The organism is Blautia sp. HA9023 (genome assembly GCF_056504095.1).
Genome location: NZ_JBWLUR010000008.1, coordinates 667,715 through 687,897 on the forward strand (window position 1 = coordinate 667,715; position 20,183 = coordinate 687,897).

General features: G+C 46.5%; 18 protein-coding genes. 16 read left to right on the top strand and 2 right to left on the bottom strand.

The window, feature by feature from the left end:
• Positions 1-102: 102 nt before the first annotated feature.
• Both addB and addA read left to right on the top strand, forming a co-directional pair.
• Positions 103-3,432 carry a helicase-exonuclease AddAB subunit AddB gene (gene addB, locus AC04Q6_RS13040; RefSeq protein WP_476389717.1) on the top strand — a complete coding sequence of 1,110 codons (3,330 nt, stop codon included), beginning with the start codon at positions 103-105 and terminating at the stop codon, positions 3,430-3,432.
• Positions 3,433-7,155, top strand: a complete 3,723-nt coding sequence (addA, locus tag AC04Q6_RS13045) for a helicase-exonuclease AddAB subunit AddA (RefSeq protein WP_119247831.1) — start codon at positions 3,433-3,435, stop codon at positions 7,153-7,155.
• Positions 7,156-7,275: 120 nt separating this feature from the next.
• On the opposite strand, the gene AC04Q6_RS13050 is transcribed toward addA, so the two are convergent.
• Positions 7,276-8,736 carry an RsmF rRNA methyltransferase first C-terminal domain-containing protein gene (locus AC04Q6_RS13050; RefSeq protein ID WP_021977074.1) on the bottom strand — a complete coding sequence of 487 codons (1,461 nt, stop codon included), beginning with the start codon at positions 8,734-8,736 and terminating at the stop codon, positions 7,276-7,278.
• Between the two features lie 223 nt (positions 8,737-8,959).
• Here AC04Q6_RS13050 and AC04Q6_RS13055 point away from each other — a divergent pair, with 223 nt between their 5' ends.
• From AC04Q6_RS13055 to AC04Q6_RS13120, 14 genes are all read left to right on the top strand, one after another.
• Positions 8,960-9,277: a PadR family transcriptional regulator gene (locus AC04Q6_RS13055; protein ID WP_015527209.1), complete on the top strand. Its 318-nt coding sequence runs from the start codon at positions 8,960-8,962 to the stop codon at positions 9,275-9,277.
• Between the two features lie 2 nt (positions 9,278-9,279).
• Positions 9,280-10,047: a DUF1700 domain-containing protein gene (locus tag AC04Q6_RS13060; RefSeq protein ID WP_119247832.1), complete on the top strand. Its 768-nt coding sequence runs from the start codon at positions 9,280-9,282 to the stop codon at positions 10,045-10,047.
• Entirely contained in the window at positions 10,044-10,961 is a 918-nt protein-coding gene (locus AC04Q6_RS13065; RefSeq protein ID WP_119247833.1) for a GIN domain-containing protein, read from the top strand. Before AC04Q6_RS13060 ends, AC04Q6_RS13065 begins: the two co-directional genes overlap by 4 nt.
• A 13-nt stretch (positions 10,962-10,974) precedes the next feature.
• Positions 10,975-11,157 (top strand): PspC domain-containing protein, encoded by a 183-nt coding sequence (locus AC04Q6_RS13070; RefSeq protein WP_021977077.1) that lies wholly within the window; start codon positions 10,975-10,977, stop codon positions 11,155-11,157.
• Between the two features lie 97 nt (positions 11,158-11,254).
• Positions 11,255-11,446, top strand: a complete 192-nt coding sequence (locus tag AC04Q6_RS13075) for an alpha/beta-type small acid-soluble spore protein (RefSeq protein WP_015527205.1) — start codon at positions 11,255-11,257, stop codon at positions 11,444-11,446.
• 164 nt (positions 11,447-11,610) lie between these two features.
• Positions 11,611-12,717 (top strand): DUF308 domain-containing protein, encoded by a 1,107-nt coding sequence (locus AC04Q6_RS13080; protein WP_215706332.1) that lies wholly within the window; start codon positions 11,611-11,613, stop codon positions 12,715-12,717.
• A 43-nt stretch (positions 12,718-12,760) separates the two neighbouring features.
• On the top strand, positions 12,761-13,588 hold the full coding sequence (locus AC04Q6_RS13085; RefSeq protein WP_119247835.1) for an arginase family protein: 828 nt from the start codon (positions 12,761-12,763) through the stop codon (positions 13,586-13,588).
• Entirely contained in the window at positions 13,585-14,349 is a 765-nt protein-coding gene (locus AC04Q6_RS13090) for a prolipoprotein diacylglyceryl transferase (protein ID WP_021977080.1), read from the top strand. Before AC04Q6_RS13085 ends, AC04Q6_RS13090 begins: the two co-directional genes overlap by 4 nt.
• A gap of 162 nt (positions 14,350-14,511) precedes the next feature.
• Positions 14,512-15,900, top strand: coding sequence for a S8 family serine peptidase (locus tag AC04Q6_RS13095; protein ID WP_476389718.1), 1,389 nt, complete (start codon positions 14,512-14,514; stop codon positions 15,898-15,900).
• Positions 15,885-16,349 (top strand): S8 family serine peptidase, encoded by a 465-nt coding sequence (locus AC04Q6_RS13100; protein WP_476389719.1) that lies wholly within the window; start codon positions 15,885-15,887, stop codon positions 16,347-16,349. The genes AC04Q6_RS13095 and AC04Q6_RS13100 overlap by 16 nt, the downstream gene beginning before the upstream one ends.
• A gap of 182 nt (positions 16,350-16,531) precedes the next feature.
• The gene (locus AC04Q6_RS13105) at positions 16,532-16,756 is read left to right on the top strand and encodes a hypothetical protein (RefSeq protein WP_021977082.1); all 225 of its coding nucleotides are present in this window, start codon (positions 16,532-16,534) and stop codon (positions 16,754-16,756) included.
• Positions 16,757-16,764: 8 nt separating this feature from the next.
• On the top strand, positions 16,765-16,959 hold the full coding sequence (locus tag AC04Q6_RS13110; RefSeq protein ID WP_119247837.1) for a hypothetical protein: 195 nt from the start codon (positions 16,765-16,767) through the stop codon (positions 16,957-16,959).
• An 18-nt stretch (positions 16,960-16,977) separates the two neighbouring features.
• Positions 16,978-17,574 carry a GIY-YIG nuclease family protein gene (locus tag AC04Q6_RS13115; protein ID WP_119247838.1) on the top strand — a complete coding sequence of 199 codons (597 nt, stop codon included), beginning with the start codon at positions 16,978-16,980 and terminating at the stop codon, positions 17,572-17,574.
• A gap of 141 nt (positions 17,575-17,715) precedes the next feature.
• The gene (locus tag AC04Q6_RS13120) at positions 17,716-18,804 is read left to right on the top strand and encodes a class II aldolase/adducin family protein (RefSeq protein WP_119247839.1); all 1,089 of its coding nucleotides are present in this window, start codon (positions 17,716-17,718) and stop codon (positions 18,802-18,804) included.
• 146 nt (positions 18,805-18,950) lie between these two features.
• Here AC04Q6_RS13120 and AC04Q6_RS13125 read toward each other — a convergent pair whose 3' ends face one another.
• A complete protein-coding gene (locus AC04Q6_RS13125; RefSeq protein WP_119247840.1) occupies positions 18,951-20,177 on the bottom strand; it encodes a 6-phosphofructokinase in 1,227 nt (408 codons plus the stop codon).
• Positions 20,178-20,183 lie beyond the last annotated feature (6 nt).

Genomic DNA, 20,183 nt, shown 5'->3' on the forward strand with positions numbered 1-20,183 from the left:
CGCCCGTTCTATGGGAACAGGATTTGTGGTATGATAGAGATACTTCAGGTGTAAAATGCGCCAGAGCGACCGAAAATCTGCAGGAAAATCAGGAGGAAAAGAATGTCACTACAGTTTATTATAGGAAGTTCCGGAAGTGGAAAATCCTGTTATGCATATCAGAATATCATAGAACAGGCCGGACTGCATCCGGAGAAGCTTTTCTTTGTGATCGTGCCGGAACAGTTTACCATGCAGACCCAGAAGACACTGGTGGAGATGAGTCCGGGAAAAGGAATCCTGAATATTGATATTTTAAGTTTTGAGCGTCTGGCATACCGCGTGCTGGAGGAAGTTGGCGGAGACAGCCGTACGCTTCTGGAAGAAACCGGTAAGAGCATGGTGCTCCAGAAGATGGTCCAGCAGCATGGAAAGGAGCTTTCCTACCTGGGAGGCCAGATGCGTAAGGCGGGATATCTGGATGAAGTGAAGTCCATTTTGTCAGAATTTATGCAGTACGATATCCGGGACAGTGAAATTCAGGAGATGATCGAGGATTCCAGTGACAGGGCATTACTTCAGATGAAACTGAAAGATGTATCTGTTCTTTACCAGGCATTTACCGGGTATCTGAAGGATCATTATATGACGGGAGAAGAAGTGATGGACGCTCTGGAAAAAGCTCTTCCTTTTTCCAGAAAGATGAAAAACAGCGTTCTTCTTCTGGATGGATACACCGGTTTTACTCCCATCCAGATGCGGGTGGTGGGAGAATTGCTTGCTGTCTGTGAAAAAGTGATGGTAACGGTGACCATGGATGCGGCTGAGAATTTAAGTACCAGAGGGAAGCCCTATCAGCTTTTTTACATGAGCCGTCAGATGATCCACAGACTTTCGGAACTGACCAGAGATATTGAGGAGCCGGTTCTTTTGAAAGATGTGAGAAAATCCAGGTTTTCCCAGGCCCCGGCTCTTCATTTCCTGGAAAAAAATATCTTCCGTTACCGGAAAAACGTATATAAAAAGAAGCAGGATGAGATCTGTATGTTTTCCGCAACGAGTCCTCTGAAAGAGATGGAAGAAACTGCCCGGCGGATTGCCAGACTTGTCCGTGAAAAAGACTGCCGCTACGGTGAGATCGCGGTGATCACCGGTAACCTGGAGGAGTACGGAAATCTTGCGAAGCAGGTGTTTACAGCAGCCGGGATCCCGTATTTCATTGATGAGAAACATACGGTTCTGATGAATCCTTTTGTGGAATATTTCCGGGCAGCTCTTGAGATGGCAGTACAGGATTTTTCCTATGAAAGTGTATTTCGTTATCTCCGATGTGGAATGTCCTGTGTGACCAGGGAAGAAGCAGATCTTCTGGAGAATTATGTGCTGGCACTTGGAATCCGGGGATTTAAGAAATGGGATGAAGTATGGGTGCGCATCTATCGGGGGATGCCTCCGGAAAATATTCAGAGGCTTAATGAGATCCGGGAGCGGTTTGCGGATGAGACCAGGGAGCTGGCGTTAAGTTTTAAAGGCGGGAAGAAGACGGTACGGGAATACTGTACCATTCTCTATGAGTTTGCCCTGAAGAGCCAGGTGCAGCAGAAACTGAAACATCAGGAACTGAAATTTAAGGAACAGGGCGACAAGGCCATGGAGAAGGAGTATGCTCAGATATACGGGATCGTTATGGAACTTCTGGACAACATGGTGGAGATCCTGGGTGAGGAGACAGTGAGCCGCCAGGATTTCCGGCAGCTTCTGGAGACCGGTCTTAACCAGGCCAAGGTGGCGTTGATCCCGCCAAGCATGGATCAGGTACTTGTGGGAGATATGGAGAGAACCAGGCTAAAAGATATCCGGGCGCTGTTTTTTGTTGGAGTCAATGAGGGAAATATCCCCAAGAATACTTCCGGTGGGGGGATTTTAACAGAGCTTGACAGGGAGTTTTTTCAGGATCAGGGGATACAGCTGGCACCTGGTCCGAAAGAACTGATGAATACGCAGAGATTTTATCTCTATCTGAACATGACCAAGCCAAGAGAACTGCTCTGTCTTTCTTTCTGTCAGTCAGACAGTCAGGGAAAAGCTTTAAGCCCGGCCTTTCTTATTAATAATATCCGGGAAATGTTTCCGGAAATGGAAATCCGGCAGTGTGGAGAAGTGCAGGACTCCATGGAGCTTCTGGAACTTCCGGGAATCAGTCTGGATTATCTGCTGAAAGGTCTTGCGGGAGAAGAGTATCGGGATGATGCAGTGTTCCAGGAATTGTACAGCTGGTACCTTCAGAGTCCGGAATATAGGACACTTGTGAAACGGCTGACAGAAGTATCTTTTTCGGAACGTCCATCGGATATGATCGGAAAAACTGTGGCAGGGATTCTTTACGGGGAAGTTTCTCCATACAGTGCTACCCGGCTGGAGCGGTTTGCGGCCTGTGCATTTGCACATTTTCTGCAGTATGGCCTGAAAGTGACAGAACGGGCGGAATATGAATTCCGTGCTATGGATATGGGAAATGTGATGCACATGGCACTGGAAAAATTTGCGGCGGAAGTCCGAAAAGAGGGACTGGACTGGGCGGATCTTACAGAGGAAGAGAGAAACCGTATCATAGATGACTGTCTGGATCAGGTTTCCGCAGATTACGGAAATACAGTTCTCAAAAGCAGTGCAAGGAATGAATATATGATCGAGCGTACCAGACGGATCTTAAGGCGTACGGTGTGGGCACTGCAGGAACAGCTGAAACATGGAGAATTCCGGCCGGAAGGCTTTGAGGTGAAGTTTGAGGGTGGCCGGATCGACCGTGTGGATATTATGGAGGAGCCGGAGAAGAACCGGGTCTATGTAAAGGTCATTGATTATAAGACAGGAAATACTTCCTTTGATATGCTTGCACTGTATCATGGACTGCAGCTTCAGCTGATGATCTATCTGGATGGTGCGCTGAAGGTGGAACAGAGAAAATATCCGGAACGGGAGATCGTTCCTGCAGGAATTTTTTATTATAATGTGAAAGATCCCATGATCCAGGAGAAGATCCATGCGGATGTAGAGCGGGTTCAGGAACAGGTGATGAAAAAACTGAAAATGAACGGTCTGGTCCAGGCGGATGATGATGTAAGCATAAAGATTGATGAAACCCTTGCATCCATACCGGTGTCCAGAAATAAGGACGGAAGTTTCAGCAGGCGGTCTTCGGTGGCATCCAGGCAGCAGTTTAATGCACTGGGGGAATATGTGCGCCGTAAGATCTGCGACATCCGGGAGTCTATTCTGGACGGAAACGCGGCAGTGGCGCCTTATGAGCTTGGAAAAAAGAACGCCTGTACCTATTGTCCGTATATTACAGTGTGCGGATTTGACAGAAAGATACCGGGATATGAGTTTCACAGATTACCATCGTTCTCAGAAAGTGACCTGTGGAAAAAAATCATGAAGGAGGACGAATAAATGGCTGTGAAATGGACGGAAGAACAGGAAAAAGTCATCACGCTCCGGGACAGGAATATTCTGGTCAGTGCGGCAGCCGGTTCCGGTAAAACCGCAGTACTGGTACAGAGGATCTTAAGTAAGATCATGGATTCTGTGAAACCGGTGGATATTGACCGCCTTCTGATCATGACATTTACAAGGGCGGCAGCCGGAGAGATGAGAGAACGTATTGAACGTGCCCTGGATCAGGCACTGGCCGAAGATCCGGATAATGAGCATCTACAGAGACAGATGACACTGATCCATACTGCACAGATCACGACCATTGACGGATTCTGCTCCTATGTGATCCGGAATTATTTTCATCTGATCGGACTGGACCCGGGTTACAGGACAGCAGATGAAGGAGAACTGAAGCTTTTGCAGGAAGACGTGCTCAAGGAGCTTTTTGAAGATTATTATGCAGAGGGCGATGCGGATTTTACCACTTTTGTGGAATGCTATGCAGCAGGGAAATCTGATGAAAGCCTGAAAGAGCATGTTCTGGATCTGTATGATGCGTCCATGAGTAATCCCTGGCCCGAAGAGTGGCTGGATGGTTGTGTGGAGAATTACTGCCTGGATCCGGAAAAAGGAATTGTGGAAACAAAGTGGTACCAGTCTCTGTGGGAAATTGTGGACAGTGCGCTGAAGGAAGCAGAAGAACTGAACCGGAGTGCCATGGAGATCTGTGGAGAAAGTGAGGGACCGGAACTGTATCTGGATGCCCTGCAGAAAGATCTTGTGCTGATCCGGCAGTTGCAGGAACTGTCCGATAAACAGGACTATGATCAGATGGTACAGACTCTGCAGAATCTTTCATTTGCAAGGCTTTCCACAAAAAAGATGGAAGGGGTATCCGGCCAGCTGAAAAGTCTGGTAAAAGATATCCGGGAAGATGCAAAGGATATCCTGAAAGATCTGGGAAGCCGGTATTTTCAGTGCAGTCTTGAGGAACTGACGGAGCTGACGCTGGCATCTGCAGGACCATTAAAGATGCTGGTAAAACTCACCAAAGATTTTGCACAACGTTTCAGTGACAAGAAGAGGGAAAAAAATGTCCTGGATTTCTCAGACATGGAACATTTTGCCCTGGAGATCCTTCTGAAAAAAGAAGGAGATATCTGTACGCCAAGCCAGGCAGCAAGGGAACTTTCCGAGAAATACGATGAGGTTCTTCTGGATGAATATCAGGACAGCAACCTGGTTCAGGAAATCCTGATGCAGAATGTTTCCGGCTGGGTGAATGACCGTAAAAATATCTTTATGGTAGGAGATGTGAAGCAAAGTATTTACCGGTTCCGACTGGCTCGTCCGGAGCTGTTTATGGAGAAGTACAAAAGCTATTCTCTGACAGACAGCCTGGAGCAGAGGATCGATCTTCACAAAAATTTCCGAAGCAGACAGGAAGTTCTGGAAAGTGTCAACTTTATTTTCCGACAGATCATGGGAGCGGATCTGGGTGGAATTGATTATGATGAGGCGGCTGCTCTGTATCCGGGAGCCTCTTTTCCGGAGGGACAGGATAGCGAATTCGTAAAGACTGAGGTTCTTCTTGTGGAAAAAGACGGGGAGATCCTGGAGGATTCCGATGTGGACGCACCGGAAAATGAAAGGGAGCTGGAGGCTCTGGCCATTGCAGGAAAAATCCGTTCCATGGTGGGACATGACCTTGTGCTTGACAAGGAAACCGGGGAGTACCGTCCTGTACGGTATGGAGATATTGTGATCCTGCTCCGCTCTGCCACCGGATGGGCAGAGACTTTTGGGGAAGTGCTGGCTGCAAGAGGGATTCCGTCCTATACGGCGTCCCGAACCGGATATTTTTCCACAACAGAGGTTGTTACACTTCTGAATTATCTCCGGGTGCTGGATAATCCTCTTCAGGATATTCCTCTGACCGGTGTGCTTCGTTCTCCCATTGTGGGATGCACCACAGAGGAGCTGGCAGAGCTTCGGATCGCATATCCGGAGGGAATGATCTGTGAATGTGTGCGGGCATTTGTGGAGGATTATCGGGAACACCGGATTTTTGAGGAGAAGAAAAAAACTCTGGGAGAGAAACTGTCCCGTTTTTGGGACACAATGAACGGACTCCGGGATATGGCTGCATATACGCCGGTCCACCAGCTGATCCTGGAAGTGTTGGAACGTACCGGATATGGAAACCATGCAAAGGCTATGCCAGATGGCGCACAGAGAAGTGCAAACCTGAACATGCTGGTGGAAAAAGCCATGGAATACGAGAAGACAAGTTATCGTGGTCTGTTTAATTTTGTACGGTATATCCAGAAACTGCAGCAGTATCAGGTGGATTACGGAGAGGTGAATCTTTCCGGAGCAGGAGAAAGTGCTGTGCAGATCATGACCATTCATAAGAGCAAGGGTCTGGAGTTTCCTGTCGTGTTTGCGGCAGGAATGGGGAAACGGTTTAATTTCCGGGATATGAATGCAAGTATCCTGATCCATCCGGATCTTGGCATCGGTGCGGATGCCATACTGCCGGAAAAGAGGATCATCGCATCATCCCTGTGCAAACAGATCATCCGCCGGGAACTTCTTAAAGAAAGTCTGGGGGAGGAACTCCGTGTGCTGTATGTAGCACTTACCAGAGCAAAAGAAAAACTGATTCTCTGTGGAACAGTGGGAGATCTGGAACAAAAATTGACATCACTGTCCGTATTAAGGGACAGTAAAGAAGAGCTGCTTTCTCTGGGACTGCGTATGCGTGGAAAAACTTACTGGGATTATGTACTTCCATCTCTTGCAAGGCACAGGTGTATGTCGTCACTTTTCCATGAATATGGAATATTTATGAACCGGATGAATCCACTGTATGGGGATCCTTCGGAATTTGTGGTGACGAAGATCACAGCACAGGATCTTACAGAAAATGAGATTGTGGAACAGGCAGAGCGGGAAATGAAGAAAGAAACTCTGGAAAACTGGAATCCGGGCAGAGTTTTTGACAGTGAGATCCGGGAAGAGATCGAGAGACGGTTTTCTTTCATATATCCATATCAATATCTGGAAGATCTTCCTGTGAAAGTCAGTGTATCAGAACTGAAAAAGAGAAGTTACCACAGTGAACAGGATCTTGAAGAGACGGTGGATTATGAGACGGAAGAAGAAATTCAGCCGATAGTTCCTCGGTTTATCGAGGAGAAAAAAGAGGAAGGTTATACAGGAGCACTTCGCGGAACGGCTTATCATCGGGTGATGGAGTGCCTGGATTACGGACATGCCGGAAGCCAGGAGGAAATCCGCAGTCAGCTGAGAGAATGGGTTGATAATAAGAAGATGGAAAGAAAAGAGGCTGAGTCTGTCCGGGTAAGAGACATCTGGAACTTTGTGGAATCATCTCTCGGCCAGAGGATGAAAGCGGCTTCAGAGAAGAAGCTGCTGTTTAGGGAGCAGCCGTTTGTGATCGCAAGAAAAGCTTCGGAGCTGGAACCGGAGTGGCAGTGCGAGGAAGATGTTCTGGTGCAGGGAATCATTGACGGATATTTTATTGAGGATGAAGAAATCGTTCTGGTGGACTATAAAACGGACTTTGTGAGACGTGGAGAAGAACAGAAACTGATCGACCGTTATCATGTCCAGCTGGAAGATTATGCCCAGGCACTGGAGAGGATGACGGGCCGGAAGGTGAGGGAACGGTATATTTATTCGTTTACTCTGGGAAAAGAAATTCTGTTGTAAGAAATATTGTTGTGAAAAATAAAAGTCAGAGACCGAATACTTACTTTGTAGAAAGGTTCGGTCTCTGACTGGCAAATGCGATATTATATTGATGTGGGGAAATATCCTGCGGCGGAGCGCTTATACTCTCCAGCCTGCAGGATATTTGTTTTTAAGGATTCCGTTTACAAGTTTTCCGAAGCCGAGAGGATAACCGTCCACGCAGAGAAGATGCCAGCCTTTTTTGTGAGCGGCCTCTTCCGGCTCGATCATAAGAGTTTCGCCTTTCAGATAACGGGTAAGCCTCTCATCAGAAACCGGCAGAGAGATAACGGCTTCCACATCTCCTTTATGAAGAGCCAGCGCCAGTGGCTGAGACGGTTCAAATCGGTTTTTCTTCAGATCACCCAGATAGAGACCGTTTCGAAGGAAGGAGATCCCACGGAGATCCAGCGGGAAAGGCAGCTGATAGTACACTTTATCTTTGCGGACTTCCACACGGTTCCAGTCAAATTCCTGGCCGCCAATGGTTTTCAGGCCGATCTCCGAGAAAAATTCCTCCAGCCATTTCCGAGTGTTTTTGTCCGGCCCTTTTGCGGAGAAACGGAAAACAGGTGGAAGAGAATCGCCTTTTTTGTGGAACAGGGCGAGAAAATGACCTTCGCCATCCATTTTGTGTGGAAAGATTCGAACGCATTTTTGAAGTTCTTCCGGATCAAATATATTTAAGCTTAATGTGATTTCGGAATCGGAATCATCGGCTATACCGGCATATTCCGGGCGGCCCTGAGAGAATCCTTCGTATCCCTGCATTTCCATAAGTTCCATATCCGGACGCTCACGGAGAAGATAAGCCACAACCTCTTCATCTTCGCAGGGGGAGAAGGTGCAGGTGGAGTAAAGCATCATTCCGCCTGGACGGAGCATATCGGCTGCTTTTAAGATCAGGTCTTTCTGGATATCGGAAAGTTCCGCGGATTTTTCCGGTGTCCAGTCACGGGCAAGTGCCTCCTCTTTTCGGAACATGCCTTCCCCGGAGCATGGGGCATCCAGAAGTATCTTGTTAAAGAAAGCCGGGAAACGCTGGGCAAGTTTGGCGGGTTTTTCGTCGGTGACGAGCATATTTTTCATGCCAAAAAGTTCCAGGTTCCGAAGAAGGGCTCTGGCCCTGGAAGTACTGATATCGTTGGCAAGAAGGAATCCGGTATCATTTAAGGCAGCTCCAAGTGCCGTTGCTTTTCCTCCGGGAGCCGCACAGAGATCCAGGACAAAGTCTCCCGGTTCGATGGCAAGTCGGGAAGCCGGTGTCATGGCACTTGGCTCCTGAAGATAATAAAGTCCTGCCTGGTAGTAAGGACATCGGGCGGGGCGGCTTTCCTCATCATAGAAGTATCCGGTGCTGATCCACGGGATCGGCCGGATTGGGAAAGGGGAAAGTTCCTGAAAGTCCTGGCAGGAGAGCTTTGCGGTGTTTACACGGAGACCGTAGGTGCGGGGATTTTCGTAGCTTTCAAGGAAAGCGTCATAATCATCTCCAAGCATTTCTTTCATACGCTCCAGAAAAGGAAGCGGTAATGTCTGTATTTTATCTGAATCTGTCATAATTTCCTCCATAATATCAATCTCAAACTGCTGAAAATATTATAAAGGATGAAAGGATTTTTCTAAATACTATTGACAAAACTATATTATACGATATATAGTATTATTCACAGAACAATATTACATGACTTATCATGTGAATGCAGAAAGCAGTCGCATTCCATGAGCATGTAGTCAGGCGGATTGCGAATGTCCGCCTGACATATTATAGAGAGGTGAGCAGATGGTATTTAATACAGGAGCAGCCCTCCTGGATGCGATTGTCCTGGCTGTTATTTCCAGAGAGAAGGACGGTACCTACGGGTATAAGATCACCCAGGATGTGCGAAGTGTTCTGGAAGTTTCAGAATCCACGCTGTATCCGGTTCTTCGGAGGCTTCAGAAGGATGAATGCCTGGAAGCCTACAATATGGAATATGCAGGCAGAAACCGGAAATATTACAAGCTGACAGATAAGGGCGCAGCGCAGCTGAATCTTTACAGAAGTGAATGGGAGATCTATTCATCCAAGATTACCAGGATGTTTGAGGAGGGAGTATAATTATGAACAGAAAGCAGTTTATGGAACAGCTTGAACGGCTGCTTTCCGATATTTCAGAGGCGGAGAGACAGGAGGCACTGGAATATTATGAAGGATATTTTGATGATGCAGGTCCGGAGAATGAAGGAGAAGTGATCCGGGAACTTGGAAATCCGGGGAAGGTTGCCGCGATCATCAAGGCAGACCTTCAGGAGAACAGTGAAGATTACGGGGAATACACAGAGAACGGATATCAGGACACCCGTGTGAAAGAGAACGGGGAGATGCCGGATCAGTACACAGAAATAACAGTACGTGGAGATGGACAGAAAGAAGATCCTCATGATACAGGAAGTGCCGAAGACCGCAGGAAAAGTCGGGCCCAGCGTGGCTATCATGCAGAGAAGAAGCAGAATAAGGCAGGGATCATCCTTGCGCTGATCGTTCTTGTTTTTGCGGCTCCACTGATTAAAGGACTGTTTGGCGGAGCACTGGGAATTCTGGTGACACTGGCGTTACTGCCCTTCCTGCTGACATTTTTTGCGGGAGCGGGATCAATCATTCTTGTAATCGGTGCAGTTGCGTGTATTGCTGTTGGAATTGCCATGGTGGTATCTCTTCCGTCGGCCGGGATCCTGACTATCGGTATCGGATTTCTGATGATGGCACTTGGACTTTTGTTACTGGCACTGACGGTGTGGTTCACAGGTAAGATACTGCCGGCGATCCTGCGGAAATTTACAGGATTCTGCAGTAATCTCCTGAATGGAAGAAAGGCGGAAAAAGTATGAAACGTTTTCTGAAAGTAATCCTGATCCTTGCGGCAGTATTCGGTGCGGCGGGTTTGGGACTTACTGCAGGCGGAGCTGCCATGGGAGCGACTATGGGAGATATAGGTGCTCTGGATAACGGAATCACCCAGATACTTCATATCCTGGATCATAAAGACGGCTGGGATGAAGAGAATTCCGAAGCAGCTATGGATGGGCAGGATGAGGATCTTGTGGCAGATGCAGAGAAGGCAGTAAATGAAAAAGGTGTTCTGACAGACAATGCAGACGGTTCTGCTTATACGAAAGCATATGAAGCTTCCGGTGTATCAGATCTTTCCTGTGATCTGAAATACGAAGAACTGGTTCTGAAAACATGGAATGAGGCTAAAGTCCAGGTGAAAGTTACAGGGAAGAATCACAATCGTGTTAAGATCAGCAATGACAACGGCAGTCTGACAATCGCCAGCAGCCAGAAGGTAAGAAACCGTTCCGTAGAAATTTTTTGCCCGGAAAACTTAAGCCTTCAGAAGATAAAACTTCAGATGGGAGCCGGAACCATCGAACTGGATGGCGATTTTAAAGCGGATCAGATGGAAGTGAATGTGGGGGCAGGAACCCTTGAGAATTCCGGCAGTCTGGATGTAAAAGAGGCAAATTTTACAGTTGGCGTGGGAACTGCTGACATCAGTGAAATTCAGACAGAGAAATTAAATGGCAGCTGTGGCATGGGAAATATGGATCTTACACTTGCAGGAAAAGCAGAGGATTATAATTATGAGCTGAAATGTGGCCTTGGAAATCTGGAGGTGGATGATTCTCAGGAAACATCCATCACTTCCGGAAATAAACAGATCACAAATGAAGGTGCCACGAAAAATATAAAACTGGATTGTGGAATGGGAAACGTTCAGGTGGAATTTGAAGAAGATTAAAGGAGGAAGCATTATGAGCAACAAAAAACTTTACAAATCATCAGTAAACCGTATGTTGTGTGGTGTCTGCGGCGGGATCGCAGAGTATTTTGATATTGACCCGACTCTTGTACGGCTGGTATGGGTGATCATCACGCTGATGGGCGGAGCCGGAATCCTGGCGTATATCATTGCGGCCATCATTATCCCGGATTAAAGTTGACAGCATCCGTAAAGAACGGACATATTTTTCAGAATGCATAATTTCTCCGGAAAACGTCCATACTCCATAAAAAAGATGAGGAGTGTGGAAGATGAACAGGGAGAAAGAAGTAAAGGCATACCTGGAGGGGAAACTTTCCCAGGCAGAAAAACTGAAATACGAGATTGCCGATGAGATGGGAGTCCTGGATAAAGTGATCAAAGACGGGTGGAAAAGCCTCTCTGCAAAAGAAACCGGACGGATCGGTGGTCTTATGACAAAAAAGAAGAAACATAAAAAGTAAAATGCAGCCTGAAGGAACGCGGTGAAATGCCGCCGGAAAAATCCTTCAGGCTGTATTGAATTATAAGAAAATTTTTCTGAAAAAAAGAATTTTTTTTGACGGTTCAGGGTGGACTGACCAGTGGAAAAGAGCTATACTGTTGGAATAAAAGAGGAGGAATGAACATGGGTGAAAAAATCAATAACGTTCTGAAGGGTGAGATCATCTCTTCAGTATTTTACATACTGTTGGGACTTTGCCTGATCCTGATCCCCACACAGACGGTGGATGTGATCTGTAAAGTGGTATTCGGACTGATCCTCATCGGAGTTGGCATTTATCACATTTATATTTACATACGTGGAAAAGCAACCGCTACGATCATGGATCTTTTAAGCGGTGTGGTTGTTTTCGTGCTGGGCGTGTTCCTTTTTATGACACCTTCCATCGTGATCAAACTGCTTCCATGGATGCTCAGCGCATTTGTACTGGTTGACAGTCTGTGGAAATTTAAAGGTGCTTTTCTTCTGAAAAAGGGCGGACACGGTGCATGGAGCGTGCTTCTGATCGGCAGTCTTGTTTTTATTGCACTTGGAATTGTGATGCTGTTTGGAAGATTTCCGAAGATCATGACTCTGCTGATCTTTTCCGGCTGGGTGCTGGTGTGTGACGGAGCTGCGGATATCGTATTCTTTATTATCATGAAGCTGGGACTTCGAAAGATCGCCAAAAAGGCAGAGGCAGAGAAGGAAGAGGCTGGTGCGGACAGTTCAGAGGCTGTAGATGATAAGGTAGATATGGATACACAGAGTGATACAAAGACGCAGGATGGAAATGATCCGCAGAGCGGAAATGCGCCGAAATATTCAGCAAATACTGCGACAGAGAATATGGCTATCGAAACGGCAACAACGGAACCGGAGAAAAAATCCAGACGTGGGATCTTACGAAAAAAAGAGAAAGTTCAGGAGAGGACCGGTAATTCGATAACAGAACAGAATGAGCAGGAAAATGCATTGAAAGACAGTTCGGCTTCAGATTTTAGTTCTGAAAATGCAACAGAGAGCACAGGGGAACCAACGCAGGATACAGAAGGTTCTACAAACAGAAAAGTGACAGAGGAAGTCACGGAACCAGCAGAAAAACCAAAACAGGAGAATTCCCGCTGGGAAAAAGAACCGGAGAATGTGGAGATGAAACTCTGGGATGTGGGTAAAGACCAGGTGGAAACCGGCAGTCTGAAAGATCTTCTGGACGGTTCGGATGAAGATCTGGAAGAGTGGAAAGACTGACCATTCTCTTGCATCATCTGCCATTCCGTGGTAAGATGTGCACATGAAAAATACAGATAAAAATATTAAGATACTGATGATGGATTTTTCCGGAATATATGAGGACCAGCAGTTCTGGAGGGGAAAAGAAGTATCCCGGGTGGGGGCCAGGGACATTCCCGGAACCAACTGCTACTGTGATGAGGATGCGATGAATGCCATACGCAGCCGTATTGCACCTTATTCTTCCGGAGAGATCCATTTTATTGATTCCGGAAACTATCACTATATGACAAGGATCTGGCTGGAAAAAATATCGGAGCCATTTGAGCTTCTGGTGTTTGATAACCATACAGATATGCAGCCGCCTGCTTTTGGCGGCCTGCTTTCCTGCGGAGGATGGATCTATGATTCCATTATGGAGCTGCCACTGCTTAAAAAGGCGATCCTGATCGGCCCGGATGAGGAGGCTTTTTCCAGAGTGGAACCGGAGTTTAAGGAAAAGGTGGAGTTTTTGAGCAGGGAGAGGCTTCTGGAAATGGAAGAAACGGAAGTGTCTGCATTTGTAAAGAATCAGGTGGGAGAATATCCATTGTATATTTCCATAGACAAAGATGTTCTCTGTGAGACGGACGCAGATACAAACTGGAGTCAGGGCGATATGCGGTTAAGTACCATGCTGGAATGTCTGGGTGCTGTCAAAGAGAAATGTGCAGAGAGAATTTCGAGGATCCTGGGCGTGGATATCTGCGGGGAATGTGATGTGACAGAACCTGGAAACAGTGCTTTGAATGACATGGCCAATGCTGCGCTTCTGGAATTTTTTACATCTACAGATGTGGGTGAGGATATTGAGGAAAACAAAAACGGGACAACAGGAGGAAACGGATGAAAAATGAACTTCTTACCATCGGACCATTTACGATATATGGTTATGGCCTGATGATCGCCATTGGAATTGTGGCAGGTTGTCTGACAGCAGAATACAGAGCCAGAAAACAGGGACTTGACAGCGAACAGATCTTTCCCATGATTCTGTGGTGTCTGGTCGGTGGATTTCTCTGTGCAAAGCTTCTTTTCTGGATCACAGAGTGGAAATCAATTGCTCAGGATCCGGGATTTATGATGGAAACCTTAAGTTCCGGTTTTGTGGTGTTCGGCGGAATTATCGGCGGGATACTGACAGGATTTTTGTACTGCAGGATCAAAGGTCTTATATTTTTTAAATATGCGGATGTGATCCTGCCGTCCGTGGCATTGGCCCAGGGATTTGGCCGGATCGGATGTTTTCTGGCAGGGTGCTGTTATGGAAAAGAGACGGAGAGTTTTTTTTCTGTGATATTTCAGAATTCGGAATATGCGCCCAATCACGTGGCGCTGATCCCGACGCAGCTGTATTCCAGCGGCCTGGATTTCCTGCATTTTCTTCTGCTGTTGCTGATTGCGCGGAACAAAAAAGCAGATGGCCAGGTGACTGCCTGCTATCTGATCTTTTACAGCGTCGGACGTTTTGTGATCGAGTTTTTCCGGGGAGATATTATCCGGGGAAGTGTGGGGATTTTGTCAACTTCCCAGTTTATCAGTATTTTTACCGGGATTGCGGGGATTGTGCTGCTGGTACTGGTGGCGAAAAAAAGGAGTCCGCAAGAGTAAATTTAACCGAATCAGGAAATTTTCCTGCGGGTTGCGAAAAGCGATATGCAATGGTGTAGTGATATGGCAGTTATATGTATCAGGAGAATGTGTCGGGCAGTAGTGGCATAAAGACGGGCCTGCCCTGCATAAATCTATGAAAAAGGCGAAAGCAGGCCTGCCATGCTCAGAAAAGAAGATTTTGAACCAAATATGGAAACAGAGGATAAGATCCCCGGAGCGCAGCCGGAAAACCCGGCACAGAGTCAGCGCTTCGGGGATTTTATCGTGAAATATATGCAGAATGTCCAGAATACCATGGAACTTTTTCCGGGGACATCTTTTCAGGCGATCAATGAGATTTTCGGGGTTCTCTATGTTCCTCTGGAAAATATGGGAGAACTTGAAGTTACAGGGACATCTTATAATTCTATCCCGAAATGTTATACCTATATGGATATGGAAGCAACAGGGGCATCTGGGATCACCCGGCTGCATGATCATCCGTATCTCAAACTTCGGGGAAAAGGGACGGCGGTGGCAGTAATCGATTCGGGAATTGATTATCAGAATGCAGTGTTTCGAAATGCAGGCGGTTCCAGGATCGCTTATTTATGGGATCAGTCGCTGGAAGATGAGGAGGGGATGGGCAAAGACAAAGAGCAAAATGAGTCTGGACGGGAGTTGGAATCTGAAAATGGAGATGTAGGTAATCTGTTGGAAAATGGGGATGATATGGCAGATACAGAAGTTCCATATGGCAAGTTATTCCGTAAAAAAGATATCGATCTGGCACTGGCTTCCGAGGATCCGTTTTCTATTGTGCCATCCAGGGACACTAATGGCCATGGAACGGCACTTTCCGGTATTGCGGCAGGAAATATGGTACCTGGAGAAAATTTCACCGGAGCGGCACCGGAAGCGACATTGATCATCATCAAGGTAAAACCGGCAAAACAATATCTCCGGAATTTTTATCTCTATCCTCCGGATGCAGAAGTTTTTCAGGAAAATGATGTGATGATGGCCATTGCTTATGCGATTTCTTGGGCAAAAAAACTGGAGATGCCACTTTCTATCTGCCTGGGGATCGGAAGCAGCCAGGGCGCTCATCTGGGGACCAATGCATTAAGCCAGTATGTGGATTATGTGGCGAATTTTTCCCAGGTATCTGTGTCAGCAGCTGCCGGAAACGAAGGAAATACAAGAAACCACAGTACGGGAATTTTTTCTCAGGGAAGGGAGCAGATCGTGACAGAACTCCGTGTAGCGGAAAGAGAGCAGGGGTTTACCATGGAATTCTGGGGAGAGCCGCCGGAGATCTACGGGCTTTCCATCCAGTCACCTACTGGGGAGATACTGGAAGTCAGCAGTTCTATTGGTTCAAGAACTCAGGAACTGTCCTTTGTTTTTGTAGAAACGAAGGTGTATGTGAATTATATCCTGATCGAGCGCCAGACCGGATATTCGCTGGTATATATCCGATTTTTTCATCCCGCCTCCGGAATCTGGAAGATTTTTACCCGGGAAAGAACAGACAGAACGTACAGTTCCATATGTGGCTTCCGGTAGAAGGATTGATATCCCAGGATACTTATTTTCTGGAACCATCGCCCTATACAACCGTGACAGCTCCGGGGGACGCCAGAAACAGCATCACGACAACCGCCTACCAGCACCGTGACGGAAGTATCTACATTGCCGCAGGCAGAGGCTATACGCCAGATGGAATGATAACCCCACATCTGGCAGCCCCTGGAGTCAATGTAAAAGTGCCCCTGGTACGAGGCGGCTTTGGAACCCGCTCCGGAACCAGCATTTCCGCCGCACAGACCGCCGGCATCGCGGCACTTCTGTTTGAATGGGCCATCATACGGGATAACCAGCCGTTTTTTACAGGAAGCGGCGTGAAATATTATCTGCAGAGAGGCGCAAGAAGAGAAGAAAATATGCAGTACCCGAACCCGGAGTGGGGGTATGGGAAGGTGAATCTGTATCATACGTTTGAGCTGCTGACGTGAAAAATTGTAATTCTGCTTTGTGGTATAAAAGTATCCCAATATGTTGGAAATCTGTGATATACTATAATCAATTGAACGCAAAGCGCAATGTGAATATTCAGTTTACATGTGATTAAGAGAAACAATTCAAATTGGTCAGACATTGTCTGAATGATTCAAAAAGGAAAAGAAGGAATACATCTATGAAAACAAAAAGCATACTGATCAAAGACACAACGAAAGAGGACAGGATCCGCATTGTCCAGGAGGGGCTGAACCAGTGCGGGGGTGCCTGTGATTTCTGTAATGGATGTGATAATCTGGGCGGAGGATCTGTGGATGCTTTTTATGAGCCTTATATTAACGGTGAAAAGGAACTGCGTGAGCTCAATGAGGAATACAGAAGCAACACAGGGCTTGTAAAGTAGGTGAGGATATGAGACCACCGGAAATCGGGAATTCTACAGAAGAGGAACGAAGACAATACATTAAGAATACTTTCCGATGCATCGCAGATTGTGACATGTGTGGATTATGTACCGTATTACACGGAAAAGATCCGGAAGTTGCCTATGTAGATTACATCAGCGGCAAAAGGGATTATCTGGATGTATCGAAAGATTACAGATGAGTTGGGAAATGGAGATTTATGGCAAAAGGATATATTTATATCATGACAAACCCGGCCTTAAAAGATATGGTCAAGATCGGATATGCAACGGATGTGGAAAGCAGGCGTAAACAGCTGAGTACGACAGCTCTTCCATACGAATATGAGATATATGCAACATATGAAACTTCCGGAAAACTGGAAGATAAAAAACTTCATAAGATGATCGATAATTTGAATCCGGATCTGAGAATATCGAAGAACCGGGAATTTTTTATTCTTTCCCCGGAAGATGCATATGAGCTGCTGGAGTCCATAGCCACAATAAGCGGAACAAAAGATAAATTGAAAAAAGTAAAAACAGTACCGGCTAAAAAACAGAAGACCAAGAGACCTCCGGTTAATTTTTTTAAGTGCAACATTTCAGTTGGAGCGGAACTGGTATTTTCTGAAGATCCATCGGTTGTGGCTGTTGTAGTTGATGAGCGTAAAGTGCAGTATAAGGATGAAATTACATCACTATCAGCAATTTCAGACAGGATAAAGGGATATTCTACATCCGGTCCGTCTTTATTTACATACAAAGGAAAAACGATTTCTCAGATCGCGGAAGAAACTCAGTGGAAAGATGTGTAGATCTTACATTTGGAAAAGGAATAAAAAGATACGAATGTACTAATTTTGGAAAAAATATTTATATAGATAAATTGTCCTGCATCGTGTACTATAAACATAGAGAAAAACGATATCATGGTACGACAGGGAGGAATTTTACTTATGGATCTTTCAATTTTGGTTAAAATGTCGAATACTTACGGAAGCAATCCCGCTTATGTTCTGGCTGGAGGCGGCAACACTTCTGTAAAAGACGATACAACACTGTATGTAAAGGGGTCTGGCACACAGCTTGCCACCATCAAGGCAGAGGAATTTGTCAAAATGGACCGGGCGCGTCTGAATGAGATCATGAAAACGGAATATCCGGCGGATGATGTAAAGCGTGAATCTGCATATCTTGCAGATGTAATGGCGGCAGTGACCGATGAGGATAAAACCAAACGTCCCAGCGTGGAAGCACTGCTCCACAATCTGTTTGCTTATACGTATGTCCTGCATGTTCATCCGACACTTATCAATGGACTGACCTGCGGAAAGGGCGCAAAGGCTCTTTGCGAAGAGCTTCTTGGAAAAGATGTGCTCTGGATCGATATCTGCAAACCGGGATACACACTTGCCCGCATCTGTTTTGAGAAGATGAATGCCTATAAAGAAGAAACCGGAAAAGACGTTCAGGTCCTTCTTCTTCAGAATCACGGAATTTTTGTTGCGGCAGATACCGTAGAAGAAATCGGTGTTTTATTTGATAGTGTTATTGAAAAGCTGGAAAAACAGGTAAAAAGAACTGCGGATGTAAGCAATGCAGTTACACCGGAAAAAGAGCAGGCAGCAGAGAAACTTTCCAGGCTGCTTGGTCATAGGGTGGAAGTTGTACCGGCTGCGGAGGCTGATAATTTTGTAAAGGATAAAACTGCTGCAGCACCGCTTCTGAAACCGTTCACTCCGGATCACATCGTATATTGCGGACCATATCCGTTATTTGTGGAAAATATCGATGAGGCGAAAAGTGCGCTGGATGCATTTATGGCAGAAAATGATAAAGAACCGAGACTGATCCTGGTACAGGGCGTTGGTGCATTTATCATGGAAGATGACAAAGGAAAGGCTGCAAAAGCACAGTTACTGGTAAAAGATGCGATCAAGCTTGCAGTATATGCGGAAAGCTTTGGCGGTCCGCTGCAGATGACGGATGAGATCACATATTTCATCACACACTGGGAAGCAGAAGCGTACCGCAGTAAGAAATAAAAAGAAAATATAGAGAAATTAAGAAAATGCATCGGGAACTATTGAAAAATTCCCGGTGCATTTTTGGGATAAATACCTGATAAAAAATTATTCAGGACAGAGTTACGTTACAAATGTGGGTGTACTTATCCATTTTACTGCAAATCTTATTTCCGGTACACAAACGCCGGCAGTCCGTCTTCTCCAACCGGAACATTTACAGTTCCCTGGATCAGCGGGCGGGCGTAGCGGATAAAGTCTTCAGTGACATCGGAGCCGTCTTTGGTGATCCATTCCACAGGGACGGTCTTTTCTTCGTTGCAGATAAGGTTGACGTCTTCCAAAGTGCATTTCATGGAGTACGGGGAATCACTCTGACGTTTAAAAGCGATCATCTTTCCGGTTTCACCGTTCAGGGCAGCCTGTACACCAAATTCACCGGCAAGGATACCTTCCTGCTGGTCTGTCTCGGAGAGCATGGATGCGGAGCAGCGCTGGCTTACGTTGAGCTCTACAGAGCGGGCTTTGACGCCAAGGCGGCTGCGTACAAGATTCTCAAGGTATTTACCACAGCCTGCAAGCATCTTGTGACCGAAAGCGTCGGTACCGGCAGCGCTGTCGTATTCGCAGATGAAAGTGCCGTCTTTATCATGGATGCCCTCGGATACACAGACGACAACGTTGCAGTTTTTCTCAAAGGCAGCATTAACTTTCTGGAGAAATTCTTCTACATCGAAATCTGTTTCCGGAAGATAAATGAGAAGTGGGTTGTCTCCGGTGTATTTCCGGGCAAGGGCAGCGGCTCCGGTGAGCCAGCCTGCGTGACGTCCCATGATCTCGATAATGGTGACAGATTTTTTCTCATAAACACAGGCGTCCAGGGTGATCTCACGGACAGTGGAAGCTACGTAACGGGCAGCGCTTCCGAAGCCCGGGGTATGGTCCGTATTTACAAGATCGTTATCAATGGTCTTCGGCTCGCCGAGGATACGGATGTCGCTGCCGATCTTTTCGGCATAGCGGGAAAGCTTGCTGACGGTATCCATGGAATCGTTTCCACCGATATAAAAGAACCAGCCGATGTTCATCTCCTCGAATTTCCGGAACAGCTTCGGATAAACCGGATCTTCCAGAGATTCCGGAAGTTTGTAACGGCAGGAGCCAAGATAGGCGCCAGGTGTCCAGGTAAGAGCGCGAAGCTGTTCGCCCGGAAGTGCTTCCTGAAAATCAAGGACTGTTCCGTTTAAAAATCCCTCAATACCGTTGACCATGCCATAAACGTGGTCGATCTCTTCTGTATGTTTAAGTGCTTCAGATACCACACCGTAAAGACTGCTGTTGATCGCTGCGGTCGGTCCGCCGGACTGTCCTGCGATAAGGTTCTTTTTTGACATTTTGAT